The organism is Prosthecobacter sp. (genome assembly GCF_020439865.1).
GTDB lineage: Bacteria > Verrucomicrobiota > Verrucomicrobiia > Verrucomicrobiales > Verrucomicrobiaceae > Prosthecobacter.
The window spans coordinates 42,457-56,284 of the sequence record NZ_JAGRPF010000153.1; the positions used below are offsets into that span (position 1 = coordinate 42,457).

Consider the following 13,828-nt stretch of genomic DNA (forward strand, 5'->3'; position numbering starts at 1 on the left):
CTCGCCCAATCCGTCAAAGAAAAAACCCGTCAGACCTTGCGGTCTGACGGGTTTTTATCAAATGAGCACAGAGGCGATTACTTCTGCTTCACACGAAAGCTGCGGAACACGACCGGATCACTGTGGCCGGCGAAGCCGATGTAGCCCTTCGTGTGGTCGAGGCCTTTCGGCGGGTGGGCGATCTGGCTGCGATCGAGAGAGGCGATGTCCACGTCGAGAATCTTGGTGCCATTGAGCGTGACCTTGATCTTCTGGCCATCGACTTCGATCTCCTGGAAGTTCCATTCGCCCACCGGACGCAGGTAGCCGTGCTTGGCACCGACGCAGTGGTAGAGGGAGCCGTGATACTGATAGGGCTGCAACCCCGCCTTGCCTGCGGCGGCCTGCTTCTCGTTGTAGCCGTCGCTGTCGATGACCTGAAGTTCGAGACCATCCGAGGCGGAGTGACCGCCCAGCGGCGTGCGCAGCGCGATGCCGTTGTTGCCGGCTTTCGGCAGCTTGAACTCGACGCGGATGATGCCGTTCTCGAACTCGTCCTTCGTCAACAGATCGCCGCCCTTGCCCGGCTTGCAGGTGATCGCACCATCCACGACTTCGTAACTGTCCACCGCGCCCTGCCAGTTGCTCAGGTCCTTGCCGTTGACGTATTCGGTGAAGCCTTCTTCGCCACGCTTGGCGAGCTCCTGATTTGCTTCATCCGCGGGGATTTCGCGGACATAAACGTTCTTCCAGCGGATCTCGCTGCCGTGCGTCTGGAGCTGAATGGGGCCTTTGGCAAAGGCAGGATCGGGGAACCAGCCATTCGGCGCCTTTTCAGCAGGAGCATCCTTCGCCTTGGCGTCCTTCTTGCCATAGGCCAGGTAGCCGGCCTTGCGGTTGGCGAAGAAGTTTTCGAGCACGGCGTTGTTCACCACCGTTTCGCCGTTGAAGATCACGGTCACACGCTCGCCGATCATCTTGATGTGGAAGTGGTTCCACTCGCCGAAAGGCTTGTCCATGAGCTTGGTCGGATACTTGCCTTCCTCGTTCTTGTTGTTCCAAAGACCGCCGGAACCCTTGTCGGCACCGAGCTTGAACTTGGCCTCTTCCGTGTAGTCCCAGATCTGCACCTGCGGAATGCCACGCAGGTAGATGCCGCTGTCGCCCAGCGGGAGCATCTTGTAGTCGACCATCAGTTCGAAGTCACCGTAGTCCTTGTCAGTGGTGAGATACAAACCCTTGCCGTCATTGACGAGTTCGCCGTTCTCCACCTTCCAGTGTGCGTTGATGTGGTCGCCCTTGTCGTTGCCCTTGGCATCCTTCAACCCGCCGTCGATGGACAACTTTTTGTATTCGGCCCGCTGTTCGGGTGTCATGTTCCAAAGATCGGTCGGATCCTGGGTGCCCCAGCCATACCAGCCGGAGGAGATGTCCTTGCCATTAAAGAGTGCCGTGAAGCCTTCCGGCGGGGTGTTGTCCGCAGCTCCGGCAATCGTAGCCGCCGCGAGCATCCAAGTCAGGGTGAGTGTGTGTTTCATGGTTGAGAGAAGACACAGGAGTCGCCCGCCGTGAGCAGCATCTTTCATTCATCCCGCCGAACCTGACTTTCTGCTCGACACTTGCATTGGAAACGAGACGTTTACAGCACATGAAACCGTTTATCTGCGCTCTCGTTCTCTGCCTCGGATCCATCTCCCTGCACGCCCAAGCCACAGCTGCAGAAGAGGCCGCAGCCGGAGTCAAAGCGCTGCTGCAACGCATGTTCTCGATGGCGATCAACGAGGAGGAACTGCAGGAACTCACCAAGGAAGCCAACAAGGTCGGCGTACCTCGCCAGCAGATCATCGAAGCCAAACTTGTATGGGGCCTCCGGCAGCAGAACACGAAGTTCCTCTCGCAGATTCTGCCCGAAGTCGAAATCCTCGCTTCGTCATTCGATCCAAACAGTGCCGCCGCCATGCCGAATGCAGAGGCCGTGAAAGGTTTTGCGGCCTACATCAAGGCGCTGATCGCCGCTGAAGCGAAGGACGAAGCCGGATTCAAGAAGAATGTCCTTGAAGCCATATGGCTCAATCCTCAGCAGGTGTCGGTTTTCACCCAGGCGATCGAAAAGTTTCAGCTCGAAGCCAAGATGGCAAGCCTGACGGTCGATCTCAAAATTCCGGTCACCACTTCGATGGGAGAGGCCACCACGCTGCATGACCAGCTTCAGGGCAAAAAGGCCATACTCATCGACTTCTGGGCCTCATTTTGCGTCCCTTGCCTGCAGTTGATGCCGGCAATGAAGCGAAAGAGCGAACTGCTTGCCCCTCACGGCATCGTCGTTGTCGCCATGAACAAAGACGAAGAAAATGCGGAAGGCATTGCGGAGCGTTTCCGGAAGGAGCTCGACACAAACATTCCCTGGCTCGTCGAGCCCGCCGAGCGGCCCTACACCAAGATTCTGGAAGTCGACACGATGCCTCGCATGACCTTGATCACCTCCGAGGGGAAAATCCTGTTCAACGGCCACCCCGAGGATCCCGATCTGTGGATCGCCCTCAAGAAGATCGACGCCAGCATCGAAAGACCGACTGCCAACTGACCTTGAACCGGGTCGCCTACTGCAAGTAGAAGAACTCGTTCGAGTTTAGCAGCGCATGGCAGAGATCCGTGAGAGCTTCGCGACTCGGATCGGTGGCACCGCTTGTCTTGGCCGCTGCAACACTCGATTCCCAGCTCCAACGGGACTCTTTCGGCGCCTTCAACATGGCGGCCGCCTGATCAGCGGAGATGTCGGCGATGCAGGTGGGATCGCTGTTCACCGTCCAAGTCATGAGCCTGCCTGCGTCCAAAATGCCGTCGCGGAGGGCCACGCGGGCGATCGCCCCGTCCCACAGGCTGCGCTTGTCGGTGTCACGACCGCCCACATACAAGGTGCGGTCTTTGTTGACATATCCGCCGACAATCTGGTGTGAGACCGTCGCCGTCTGCATTTCGGCGTGGGGATCGCTCAAATCACGGGCATGGAAGGTGACCGTGCCACCAAAGTTCTGACCGGAAGCAGGATGGTTGTCCAAGCTTGCGGCAATGTAGTAAGGCTTGCCGACTGGAATGATGATACCTGAGACGACCACCTCATAGACAGGGCTGCCTTGGAAATCGAAACCGTTGAGCTGGACAATCAGATTGTTGGGTTTGTGGGCTGACTTGGTGCTCGTGACGCCAAGCGACCAACCGGGAGCCGCCTTGTCGTTGTTCCAGCGGGAGGCGATGGTTCTCACACTCGCATCGGGATAGAGCGAGCGGAGGTTTATGACAGCCTCGACGGAGAACTGCTCCCCCTCGGTTCTGCCTTCGAGATTCACACGAAGCTTCTCGTTCGGAGTCCCGGGCTGGAGCACGAAGGTCTTCGCGGTGCGGGCGGCCGGTTCCGGGCCAAAGAATTTCTGAGCATCCGCCAGCGGCGTCGCAACCGGAGGAGGCGGCGGTGCCTCGCGCTGAAGGAGCGAGCGTTGTGCTTTGAGAAATGCGAGTGCGGCACCAGCTTCCTGCTTCGTGGGCTGGCGCGAAAAAACAAGCGCATAGGCGTCGGCGACGCGTTTCGCCTCATCCTTCGGATCGTCCTTCATCAAACGCGCGGCCATGGCGCGGGCGCGGTCGAGCGGCCAGTCCCCATTGACCATGAGCAGGCTCTGGGTCGCAGTGGTGGTGGCCTGTCGTTCCGGAGTGCTTTGAAATCCGGGAGGCGCGTCGAGGCTCGCGAGAAAAGCGTCCGGCGTGTTGCGCATCTTGCGCAGATAGAGGCTGCGACGCGGTTTCGACTTCTCCACCCCTTCCCCTCCCATCGTAAGATCGAGCTCGCCGCTGGCGGCAAGCATCGAATCGCGCGCCTGCTCGGCATCCAGACGTTGCGGACTGTAACGCCAGAGGAGACGGTTCTCTGGATCCTTGAGCAGCGCCTCCGGATTGCCGGCGGCGCTCTGCTGATAGGCGGCGCTGGCCATGATGAGCCGGTGCAGCGTTTTCAATTTCCAACCGCTTTTGATGAACTCGCTCGTCAGCCAGTCGAGCAGTTCAGGATGCGAAGGCTTGTCGCCAAGGCGTCCAAAGTCACTCGCGGTGGAGACGATGCCTTTGCCGAAATGATACTGCCACACACGGTTGACGATCACGCGTGCGGTGAGCGGATTCTGCGGACTCGTGAGCCAGTTCGCCAGCACGGTGCGGCGCCCGCTGGTGAGAGCATCGGGCTTGGGAGCAGGTATTGCGGCATCGTTGGGATCGAGGATGGTCAGGAAGCCTGGAGCCGTGGTGACCTCGCCAGCTTTGCGTGATGCGAATTTCGTTTGAGGCGCCTGTTGCCCCGTTTCTCCGACGGCGAGCGTGGGTATGAGGTCTTTGGGCTTGAGGTGATCGAACTCGGCGAGTTTCGCCTTTGCTTCACGATACCGTGTGGCCTCGGGTTCTTTGAGCTTGTCAGCCTTGTAGCGAACGCGCTCGTAGTAAATCTGCCGTCCGGCGAGTTCGACGATCTGTTCCTCGTACGGTGTGCGCTGCTCACGCGACTTGGCGAACATGGCCTGAATCTCCTCGGGAAACTTCGTGATCGCGTTCTTCTGCGCACCTGCAATCCGCGGTTCGACGATCGCATCAATGATCGCCCGCGGCTCCTGCGTGGCATCCTCCCAGACTTTCAACTTCGCGTGATACTCGTCGATCTGCGCCTGCGTGGCGTAGGGCTTGTCCTCGGCCCAGGTGATGTTCGAGAGGAAGGCCTGCAGGCGGTAATAATCCTTCTGCAGGATCGGGTCGAACTTGTGATCGTGACATTGCGCACACTGAACGCTCATGCCCATGAAGACGTCCGCGGTCACATCGGTGACCTCGTTCATGATGAGCTTCCACTGGCCTTCGGAGTCGCGCTGATTGTACTCGTAGATCGTGTGACGCAGGAAACCCGTCGCCGTAAGCAGATCGAGTTCTTCGCTGGTTTCAGGCACCGATTTGCCGCGGGCGTAAAGCATCTCGTCACCGGCAATCTGCTCGCGCACGAACTGGTCGTAAGGCTTGTCGTTGTTGAGTGAACGAACGACGTAGTCACGGTAGGGCCACACATTCGGGCGATACGCATCAAGGCGATAGCCCTCGCTCTCGGCGTAGCGCACGAGGTCGAGCCAGTGCTGCGCCCAGCGTTCGCCGTAACGAGGTGAATCGAGCAGGCGGTCGATCAGCTTCGCCTTGGTTTCCGGCGATCCGTTGGTCGCATACGAATCATGCACGAAGGCTTCAACTTCATCAGGCGTCGGCGGCAGACCGGTGAGATCAAACGTGGCACGGCGGATGAAGGCGACCGGATCGGCGGGCGCGGATGGGTGCAGTCCGTTCTCTGAGAGCTTGGCCTGGATGAAGGCATCAATGGGATTGCGGCCCAGTTCCAAGTTGGAAGTTTCAGGTTTCAAGTTGGTCTGTGCCCCCGGTGGGAGAGAACTTGCAACTTGAAACCTGAAACTTGGAACTTCGGGCCTCTTCACCGGCTGAAACGCCCACCACTTCCGGTCCTCTTCAGTGATCTGCCCCGGCTTGCGCGCCGGTTTGGCCGCCGCGACTTCGGCCTCCGGCCAGGGAGCGCCCATGGCGATCCAGCGATTGAGAATCTCGATCTTGTCAGCACTGAGCTTGCCATCCGGGGGCATCTCCATGTCAGGATCCTCATACTTCACCAGCTTCATCAGCAGCGAGACCTCCGGCTTGTGCGGAACAATGGCCGGGCCGGTTTCACCGCCCTGAAGGATGTAGGGCAGGTTGTCGAGCCGCAGCCCGCCCTTGTGCTTCTGCACGCTGTGGCACTCATAGCAGGACTCGACCAGAAGCGGGCGCACTTCCTTCTCGAAAAACTTCAACGACTCCGCATCCGGAGCGACGGCTGCGGAGATGGTGGCCGTGAGAAGGAAAAGGGCTCGAATCATGGTCTGGGCACTGAAAAGGACACCTGAGCTGCGATTTGGACAAGATTTCTGTCCAAAACTACGCGGCAGGGGCCTGTTGTGTACGACTGCCTCTTCCACGATGTTTCCATGCCATGTCTGACACCGATCGCACCCAGGAATTCCTCGAACTGCTGACGCGCCACGACCGCGCGCTCGGCGTCTATGTCTATAGCATGGTGCCGGCCCCGCATGATGCGGACGACATCCTCCAGCAGACGAAGATGATCCTGTGGCGCTGCTTCGACCAGTTCGAGCCGGGCACCAACTTTCTCGCGTGGGCGCGGAAGACGGCGTTTCATCAGGTGCTGACGCACCGCCGACAGAAAAAGCGCGAGGCCACGCCGCTGAGCGATGACGTGCTGGAACTGCTCCACGACGAAGTCTCGAAGCTCAGCGAAAGCAGCGACCGCCGTGGTGATGCCCTGCGTGTGTGCGTCGCAAAGCTCCCTGCCGCCCATCGCCAGCTCGTCACGCTGCGCTACTTCGAGGATCTGGAGATCGACGGAGTGGCGGAGCGCATTCGCAGCACGGTGGGTGCGGTGTACCGTGCGCTGAGCCGCATTCGGATGAATTTGCTGACCTGCGTGGAAAAGGAACTCAAACTGGAAGGAGCCGGATCATGAAGCCTGCGGATCAATTTCGACTGTTGGAACTGTCCGAACGCTATGCGGACGAAAGACTCGGTGCCGAGGAAATCTCAGCGCTCGAAACCGAGCTGCGCAACGACGCCGAAGCCCGCGCTTTCTTCGCCAAGGCTCTCCATCAGCGAGCAGAACTGTGCTTTGACGACTCTTTCCATTCACAAACCGTCGCCGAGGTCAAACCAGCCGCACGACCAGCCTGGTGGCGTCATGCGCTCACGGCGGCTGCCGCGGCTTGCATCACGTTTGCCATCGTCTGGCTCCCCGGTCGCCGGGACGGCACGGTGGCCACATTGATTCGCTCGCAGCAATGCCAGTGGGCCGGCAGCAGTCTGCCAACAGTGGAGGGAGCACGTCTGAAACCTGGCATGCTCGATTTGATCGAGGGACTCGCCGTGCTGCGCTTCGACAGCGGTGCGGAACTTGTCCTGGAAGCACCGGCGACGGTCGAAGTGCTCGACGCGATGAACTGCAAACTTCGCCGCGGCACGCTCGTGGCCGAGGTTCCGCCGCAGGCCAAGGGATTCAGCATCGACACCAAGGATGCCAAGGTGATCGACTGGGGAACCAAGTTTGGTCTCAGCGCCGGCGAAGACGGCAAGTACATGGTGCAGGTGCTGGAAGGTCTTGTGGAGGTCAATGACAAGACCGGAGCGGCCAGCAAGAAGCTCGAAAAAGGCGAGCGCGTGGACAGCGGCTGGTTCCGTGGCCTGCTGAACCCCGCCTCAGGCACCGACCCAGAACCGAACCGCTGGCAGCCCACCACCGTGATGGACTCTGGCGACGGCTGGCAGGCAATCACAACGGCATTCGGTCACGGCAAGGACAGCTACATCCAGTCCACCGACAAGCCGACGGAGGACTTTGGAAAGCATCCCTTCTTCCGCGTGAAACGCAGCATCGAATCAAAACCGGAGCTGAATCGCAAAGGCTACATCGCCTTTGATCTGAGCAAGTTCAGCGGTCGCCAGATCGAAGATGCGGAACTTGTGCTGACCATCGAGCCGAGCGAGCTCGGGTTCGCCAGCTTCGTGCCGGACAGCACTTTTGCCGTGTATGGCGTGCTGGATGAGAGCGAGGATGCGTGGGAGGAAAACGGACTCTCCTGGCAGCTTGCCCCGGCGCATGATCCAGCGCAGGCGGAGTATTACCAGCCCGTCGCCGGAAAGGTGAAACGACTCGGCCAGTTCGAGATCGCCCAAGGTGTGAACCGCGGCACACGCAAGCTGCGGAGCAAGGATCTGGTGGATTTTCTTTCCGCGGACACCAACCAGATTGCCACGCTGATCATCTGCCGCGAAACAAACGAAACCGCAGCCAGCGGCCTTGTGCACGCCTTTGCCACCAAGGAAAACGACACTCGCTCCGCGCCGATGCTGCGGGTCAAGCTGCGCTGATCACCCGATCTCGATCGGCTTCGCCAGTGCGAAGCGCTTCTGAATCCAGACAAGCAGGAAAAAGACGCGCAGCCGCCACCACGTGCCGAAGGTCATGTCAGGACGGCCGGCGAGGATGCAGTTGATGGCGCAGACCATGCGGAACTTGTTGTTCGGCTGGAAGAAAAGCTGCGCGAAGTGCTTGGTGTAGAACTTCTCGATGAACTGCCAGAAACGGCCCACGTGCCTGCGAGTCAGCCACTCGTAGCGCCTCATGGCGAAAGTCATCGCCCTGCCGGACGCGATCGCCGCATGAACAACTTCCGCGCCCTTTTGCGCGCTGTGCATCGCCAGCATGACGCCGCTGGAAAAAATGGGGTCAATGAAACCGGCGGCATCGCCGACACGCACCACGCGATCGGAGACCAGTCTGCGATTTGTGTAGGAGAAGTCACTGAGCACATGCCCCTGGGTCAGCGGTCGGGCGTTCATCATGCGCTCCTGTACCGTCTTGGTGCCGGCCACGGCTTCATCAAAGACGAGCTGCGGCTCCTGTTTGAGCGTCTTGAACTCATCCAGGTCCAGCACGAGGCCGACGCTGACCTTGTCGTCCTCCAGCGGAATCATCCAGAACCAGGAGTTTTTGCGGCGCACGATGAGGATGTCTCCACGTTCGTCTCCATCAGGCATCTGCACGCCGGCGTAGTGGCCGAAGATGGCGATCTTTTTGTGACCGGGATAGTACTCGCGCAACTGCTCGCGGTTTGCGGTGAAATTGCCCAAGCCGCTCGCATCCATGAGGAATGCGGCTTCGGCCGTGTGTTCCGAAGCGTCCTCGCCGCAAAAGGTGACAACGACACGGTCCTGTTCGACCCGATGTCCGGTGACGAGCGCCCCCTCACGCACCTTGGCTCCGAGCGATTCGGCATGACGCAGGAGAATGTCGTCAAACTTCGCACGCTCGACCTGGAGAGATTCAGGAAACTCGGTGAAGGATCCGCGGGCGAAATGCAGCCGCGTGTGCATGGAACCGTCGCCCATCCAGAACTGCGCGCCACGTTTGACCATGAAGCCGGCGGCCTGAATCTGAGGCCAGACACCTAGCTCATCAAAAATGGGCCGATTGTAGGGCAGCAATGATTCGCCCACGTGAAAGCGTGGAAACCTGTCCTTCTCCAGCACCAACACTTTTCGGCCCAGTTGTCGCAACGTCATCGCGGCAGTCGAGCCCGCAGGCCCTCCGCCGATGATGATGACGTCCCATGTTGTGTTCATGCAGGCCAAGGCAATGCCATTCCCCGAGGAACTCGCAAGAAGAAGGCGTAACAACTTACGCGCGAATCCGCGTGTAGGGATTTCCTTCGTTCATGTCGATGCGCTCTGGACGGCCTTTGTGGGTGTAAACAAGCCGCGTGTGGTCGATGCCCATCAAATGCAGGATGGTGGCGTGAAGATCATGGACATGAAGCTTGTCCTCGACGGCACGGAGGCCGAGATCATCGGTGCTGCCGACTGTTGTTCCGGCTTTCACGCCACCACCGGCCATCCACATGGTGAATCCGGTCGGATTGTGGTCGCGCCCATCCCCTTTTTCACTCATCGGCGTACGGCCAAATTCGCCGCCCCAGACAACCAATGTCTCATCGAGAAGACCGCGTGATTTGAGGTCGCGAAGCAGCCCCGCAACCGGCTTGTCCTGTTCACCACAGTACTTCGTGTGGTTCTGTTCGATCTTGTCATGTGCGTCCCACTTGCTGCCGCTGCCGTGATAGAGCTGAACAAAGCGGACGCCGCGTTCGACGAGACGACGGGCGAGCAGGCAGTTGCGGCCCATGACTTCGGTCTTGGGATCGTCAATTCCGTAGAGTTTCTTGATGGCCTCAGACTCACCCCGCATGTCGACGGCCTCCGGCGCCTCCGCCTGCATGCGAAAAGCCAGCTCATAGGCGCGGATGCGTGCATCGAGCTCAGTGTTGTCAGTGCGGTTGGCGCCGAAATCGCGGTTCAGTTTGTTGAGAAAACCGAGCTTGCCCTTTTGCCGCGCCGGACTGATGCCCTTCGGGGTGGCAAGATTGTCGATCGGCGTGGTGCCACCTTCGAACTCGACGCCCTGATAGGTTGCAGGCATGAAGCCGGCTCCCCAGTTGCGCACGCCGTTCACCACCTGCGTTTCGGTGTCTTTGATGACGACAAAGGCGGGCAGATTGCGGTTCTCGGTGCCCAGCCCGTAATTCACCCAGGCCCCCAGCGAAGGGCGGCCGCCGAAAACGCTGCCGGTGTTCATCTGGCACACACCGCCGGCATGATTGATGCCATTGGAGACACAGGAACGGATCACGCACAGTTCATCCGCCACCTGTGCAGTGTGCGGCAGCCAGTCGGAGATCCACAGGCCGCTTTCGCCGTGCTGCTTCCACTCGCGCTTGTCCGCGAGCAACGGTGCGCGACTTTCCCCCATGGCCGTGATGACGGTTCCAAAACTGTCCGGCAGCGACTGTCCGGCGATCTGTCGCAGCAGCGGCTTGGGGTCAAACAAATCGATGTGGCTCGGGCCTCCTTCCATGAAGAGGAAGATCACGTTCTTCGCCTTTCCTGCCTTGTGGGCAAGCCTGGCGGACTGTGGCGTCCCGGGCTTTCCGCCTGAGTCTCCGAGCGCGGCCATCAGCGAAGACTCACCCATGAGCGCCGACAACGCCAAGGCACCGAAACCCGCTCCACCACGACGCAGGAAATCACGCCGGTTGGTGAGGAGTTCGTGGTGGGGAACAACGTCTGGCTGACTCATGGCAGTATCAGTTCTCACAACGCAGCCATTGGACGAAAAATCTCACGGCTGCAGCCGCAAACCTGACGACGTCCGACACCACCTCCCCACTTCAGGAGCCCTCGATCGAGCGGCTCCTGAAGGGAAAATGGTGGAGGCGAGGGGAGTTGAACCCCTGTCCGAATAACCGTTGCCCGTAGCATCTCCATGCTCAGTCACTCTTTTGGTCTCGGTGGGAGCCGACGAGGGACAGTCTGCTCTTCACCCAGCGTCCTGTTTGATCTCGACTGTGACCCGGTCGCCCGGCCATCAGCCCAGCCTGGTGGTGTCATCGTTCAGGCTACCAGACATTGCCTGAAGGATGTCGCAGTGCTTAAGCTGCGAGGGCGAGCTCGTTAGAGTTCACATTTATGTTTTTGATTCGGTGTTTAACGAGGCCAACGAATCATCCTCGGCATGCAGCTCCGAACTAAGACTACCCGTCGAAACCGGTACGCCCCCGTTTTGGAGTTGGGATGAAAGAATACGTCCGAGGGAACAAAGAGCAAGTGATGCTTCGCCTTCCCCTTGCTCCACGGCCCGACTCTGCCATCTTCGCGCCCCGAATGCCCAACCGTCTAACCCTCCACGACACGCTGACCCGCACCGAACGCGAAGTAACTCCGCTCGACGGCAAAACTCTGCGTTTCTACTGCTGCGGCCCCACCGTGTATGGCCCGGCTCACATCGGAAACTTCCGCACTTTCGTCGCCCAGGACATCATGCGCCGTGTGGTCGAAGCTGGAGGCACTCCCACGCTTCATGTCCGCAATATCACCGACGTGGATGACAAGACGATCCGCGATTCGCAGAAGGCCGGGCAAAGTCTGACTGACTTCACCCGCGGCTGGACGGAGAAGTTTCATGCGGATTGCACCGTGCTCAACCTCCTCGCTCCGCATGTCGAGCCGAGCGCTGTGGCGCACATTCCGCATCAAATTGCGATGATCGAGAAACTCATCGCCAACGGCCACGCCTATGCCGGTTCGGATGGCAGTGTGTACTTCCGGGTCGCCTCCTTCAAAGACTACGGCAAGCTCAGTCACCTCGAAGACCGTGAACTGCGCCTCGGCGCCAGTGAAGCCGCCAGCGCAACGGACTGGGACGAGTACACGAAGGACTCGCTCACCGACTTCGCCCTTTGGAAAGCCCGCAAGCCTGAGGATGGAGCGAACTACTGGCCCAGCCCTTGGGGCGAAGGCCGTCCCGGCTGGCATCTCGAATGCAGCGCGATGATTCTCGAGTATCTTGGCGAGGACTTCGACCTGCACAGTGGTGGTGTGGATCTGATCTTCCCGCATCACGAAAACGAAATCGCTCAGAGCTGCTGCAGCACACACGGCAAGTTCGCGCACCACTGGATGCACGTCGCCCATCTCACGGTGGACGGTGCCAAGATGAGCAAGAGCCTCGGCAATCTCTACACGCTCGAGGATCTGGCGAAGAGGGGTTACAGTGCCGTCGAAGTGCGCTACGTCCTCATCTACGGTCACTACAGTGCGCCACTGAACTTCACCCTGCACAGCCTCGACTCTGCACGGCAGGCACTGCAAAAACTTGCGAAGGCCGACAGGGCGCTCTCCGGGATTTCTCCAGCACTCCAACACTCGACCACTCCAGGCCCGTTCGCCGAGGCGTGGAAACTGCTGTGCCATGACCTCAACGTCCCGGGTGCGCTCGGCTCGATTTTTGGCACGCTCAACAAGCTCAAGCCTGCCACGCTTTCCAATGAGGAGGCCACCACCATGCGTGGCGGCCTTAATTTCATGCTCAACACCCTTGGCCTCCAGCTCCCTGCCATCGTCGCTGAAGCTCCCACCGAGGTTCCCGCTGACATCCAGACTCTTGCCCAACAACGCTGGGACGCGAAGCAGGCCAAGGACTGGGCCACCGCCGACACTTTGAGAAAACAGCTCGAATCCGCGGGCTGGCTGATCAAGGACAGCAAAGAAGGATTCACCGTCGTTCCGAAGTAATAGTTCACTCCACAACCATGAAACACATCGCCCTCCTCATTGCCCTCGCCACGTCCACCCTGCATGCCGAAGACTGGCAGCCGGAGGCTGGCTTCATCTCGCTCTTCAATGGCAAGGACCTCACCGGCTGGTGCTTTCGCGCCAAGACTGACCGCAAGGATCCGAAGATCGGCGAGGTGACCGAGAAGCACGATGGCAAGACCGAGGCCGCCGACGCAGGCCGTTACATCGTCAAAGACGGCGTCATCGCCGTCACCTTCCCCGATGAAATGGACAAGCTCACGGGCCAGCTTTACACCGTGGCCGAGTTCCCGAAGAACTTCATCCTGAAGCTCGAGTTTCGCGCCAGCGTGAACGCCGACAGCGGTGTCTTCATCCGCAAACCTCAGCTTCAATGCCGCGATTACCTCGTCGCCGGTCCCTACAAAGACCTGAAGCAATACAAGCCGCAGGAGTGGAATCAGATGGTTGTCGAGGTGAAGGACGGCGTGGCGCATTGCACCTGCAATGGCGAGGTGCTCGAAGCCGCGCTCGCGCTGCCGCCCACCGGCCCCATCGGCCTCGAAGGCGACCGCGGTGTGATGGAATACCGTCACATTCAGCTCAAAGAGCTGCCTTGATTTGCTGACGACAAACGCAAGATGAACGCGTCCAAGTCGTAGCAGTTTTACCCCCATGAAACACCTTCACCGCCGTCAATTCCTGCGCGATCTCGGCATCTCCGCCGGTGCCCTGCCCTTCCTCGCCGGCCTGCCCAGCATCACCGGCGCACCCGCTCCGCAGAAGCGCCAGCGGCTTGTCATCATGTTCTCGCCGAACGGCACGCTGCCGAAAGAGTTCTGGCCCGATCAGCAGGGCGAGGATTTCAGCTTCAAGACGATCCTGAAGCCGCTGGAGCCCTTCAAGAAGCAGATGCTCATCCTGCATGGCATCGCCAACAAGGTGCGTGGCGACGGTGACAGTCACATGCGCGGCATGAGCTGCCTGCTGACCTGCGACGAGCTCATGAAGGGCAACATCATGGGTGGTGGTGGCAATCCCGCCGGATGGGCCAGCAACATCTCCATCGACCAGGAGCTGAAGA

At 59.7% G+C, this 13,828-nt stretch carries 10 protein-coding genes and 1 other RNA gene; 6 read left to right on the forward strand and 5 right to left on the reverse strand.

Going from position 1 to position 13,828, the window contains the following annotated elements:
* Nucleotides 1-77: 77 nt before the first annotated feature.
* The gene (locus KDL09_RS19145; protein ID WP_294388804.1) at nucleotides 78-1,517 is read right to left on the reverse strand and encodes a DUF1080 domain-containing protein; all 1,440 of its coding nucleotides are present in this window, start codon (nucleotides 1,515-1,517) and stop codon (nucleotides 78-80) included.
* Nucleotides 1,518-1,627: 110 nt separating this feature from the next.
* On the opposite strand from KDL09_RS19145, the gene KDL09_RS19150 reads away from it, so the two are divergent.
* Nucleotides 1,628-2,563 (forward strand): TlpA disulfide reductase family protein, encoded by a 936-nt coding sequence (locus tag KDL09_RS19150; protein ID WP_294388806.1) that lies wholly within the window; start codon nucleotides 1,628-1,630, stop codon nucleotides 2,561-2,563.
* A 16-nt stretch (nucleotides 2,564-2,579) separates the two neighbouring features.
* Here the strand turns inward: KDL09_RS19150 and KDL09_RS19155 are convergent, their stop codons facing one another.
* Nucleotides 2,580-5,927: a PSD1 and planctomycete cytochrome C domain-containing protein gene (locus KDL09_RS19155; protein ID WP_294388807.1), complete on the reverse strand. Its 3,348-nt coding sequence runs from the start codon at nucleotides 5,925-5,927 to the stop codon at nucleotides 2,580-2,582.
* A 113-nt stretch (nucleotides 5,928-6,040) separates the two neighbouring features.
* Here KDL09_RS19155 and KDL09_RS19160 point away from each other — a divergent pair, with 113 nt between their 5' ends.
* Together KDL09_RS19160 and KDL09_RS19165 are read left to right on the forward strand one after the other, a co-directional pair.
* Entirely contained in the window at nucleotides 6,041-6,571 is a 531-nt protein-coding gene (locus tag KDL09_RS19160; RefSeq protein ID WP_294388810.1) for a sigma-70 family RNA polymerase sigma factor, read from the forward strand.
* Nucleotides 6,568-7,986: a DNRLRE domain-containing protein gene (locus KDL09_RS19165; RefSeq protein ID WP_294388812.1), complete on the forward strand. Its 1,419-nt coding sequence runs from the start codon at nucleotides 6,568-6,570 to the stop codon at nucleotides 7,984-7,986. Before KDL09_RS19160 ends, KDL09_RS19165 begins: the two co-directional genes overlap by 4 nt.
* Here the strand turns inward: KDL09_RS19165 and KDL09_RS19170 are convergent, their stop codons facing one another.
* The 3 genes from KDL09_RS19170 to ssrA form a co-directional block, all read right to left on the reverse strand.
* Nucleotides 7,987-9,240, reverse strand: a complete 1,254-nt coding sequence (locus tag KDL09_RS19170; protein ID WP_294388813.1) for an NAD(P)/FAD-dependent oxidoreductase — start codon at nucleotides 9,238-9,240, stop codon at nucleotides 7,987-7,989.
* A gap of 55 nt (nucleotides 9,241-9,295) precedes the next feature.
* Nucleotides 9,296-10,750 (reverse strand): DUF1501 domain-containing protein, encoded by a 1,455-nt coding sequence (locus KDL09_RS19175; RefSeq protein WP_294388815.1) that lies wholly within the window; start codon nucleotides 10,748-10,750, stop codon nucleotides 9,296-9,298.
* Between the two features lie 128 nt (nucleotides 10,751-10,878).
* Nucleotides 10,879-11,230, reverse strand: a transfer-messenger RNA (tmRNA) gene (gene ssrA, locus KDL09_RS19180).
* Nucleotides 11,231-11,334: 104 nt separating this feature from the next.
* Here ssrA and cysS point away from each other — a divergent pair.
* The 3 genes from cysS to KDL09_RS19195 all read left to right on the forward strand — a co-directional run.
* Complete coding sequence (gene cysS / locus KDL09_RS19185; protein ID WP_294388817.1) at nucleotides 11,335-12,744, forward strand: cysteine--tRNA ligase; 1,410 nt, start codon at nucleotides 11,335-11,337, stop codon at nucleotides 12,742-12,744.
* Between the two features lie 17 nt (nucleotides 12,745-12,761).
* Nucleotides 12,762-13,364 carry a DUF1080 domain-containing protein gene (locus tag KDL09_RS19190; RefSeq protein WP_294388818.1) on the forward strand — a complete coding sequence of 201 codons (603 nt, stop codon included), beginning with the start codon at nucleotides 12,762-12,764 and terminating at the stop codon, nucleotides 13,362-13,364.
* 55 nt (nucleotides 13,365-13,419) lie between these two features.
* Nucleotides 13,420-13,828 (forward strand): DUF1552 domain-containing protein (locus KDL09_RS19195; RefSeq protein ID WP_294388820.1); only part of this gene is annotated, 409 nt, incomplete at its 3' end.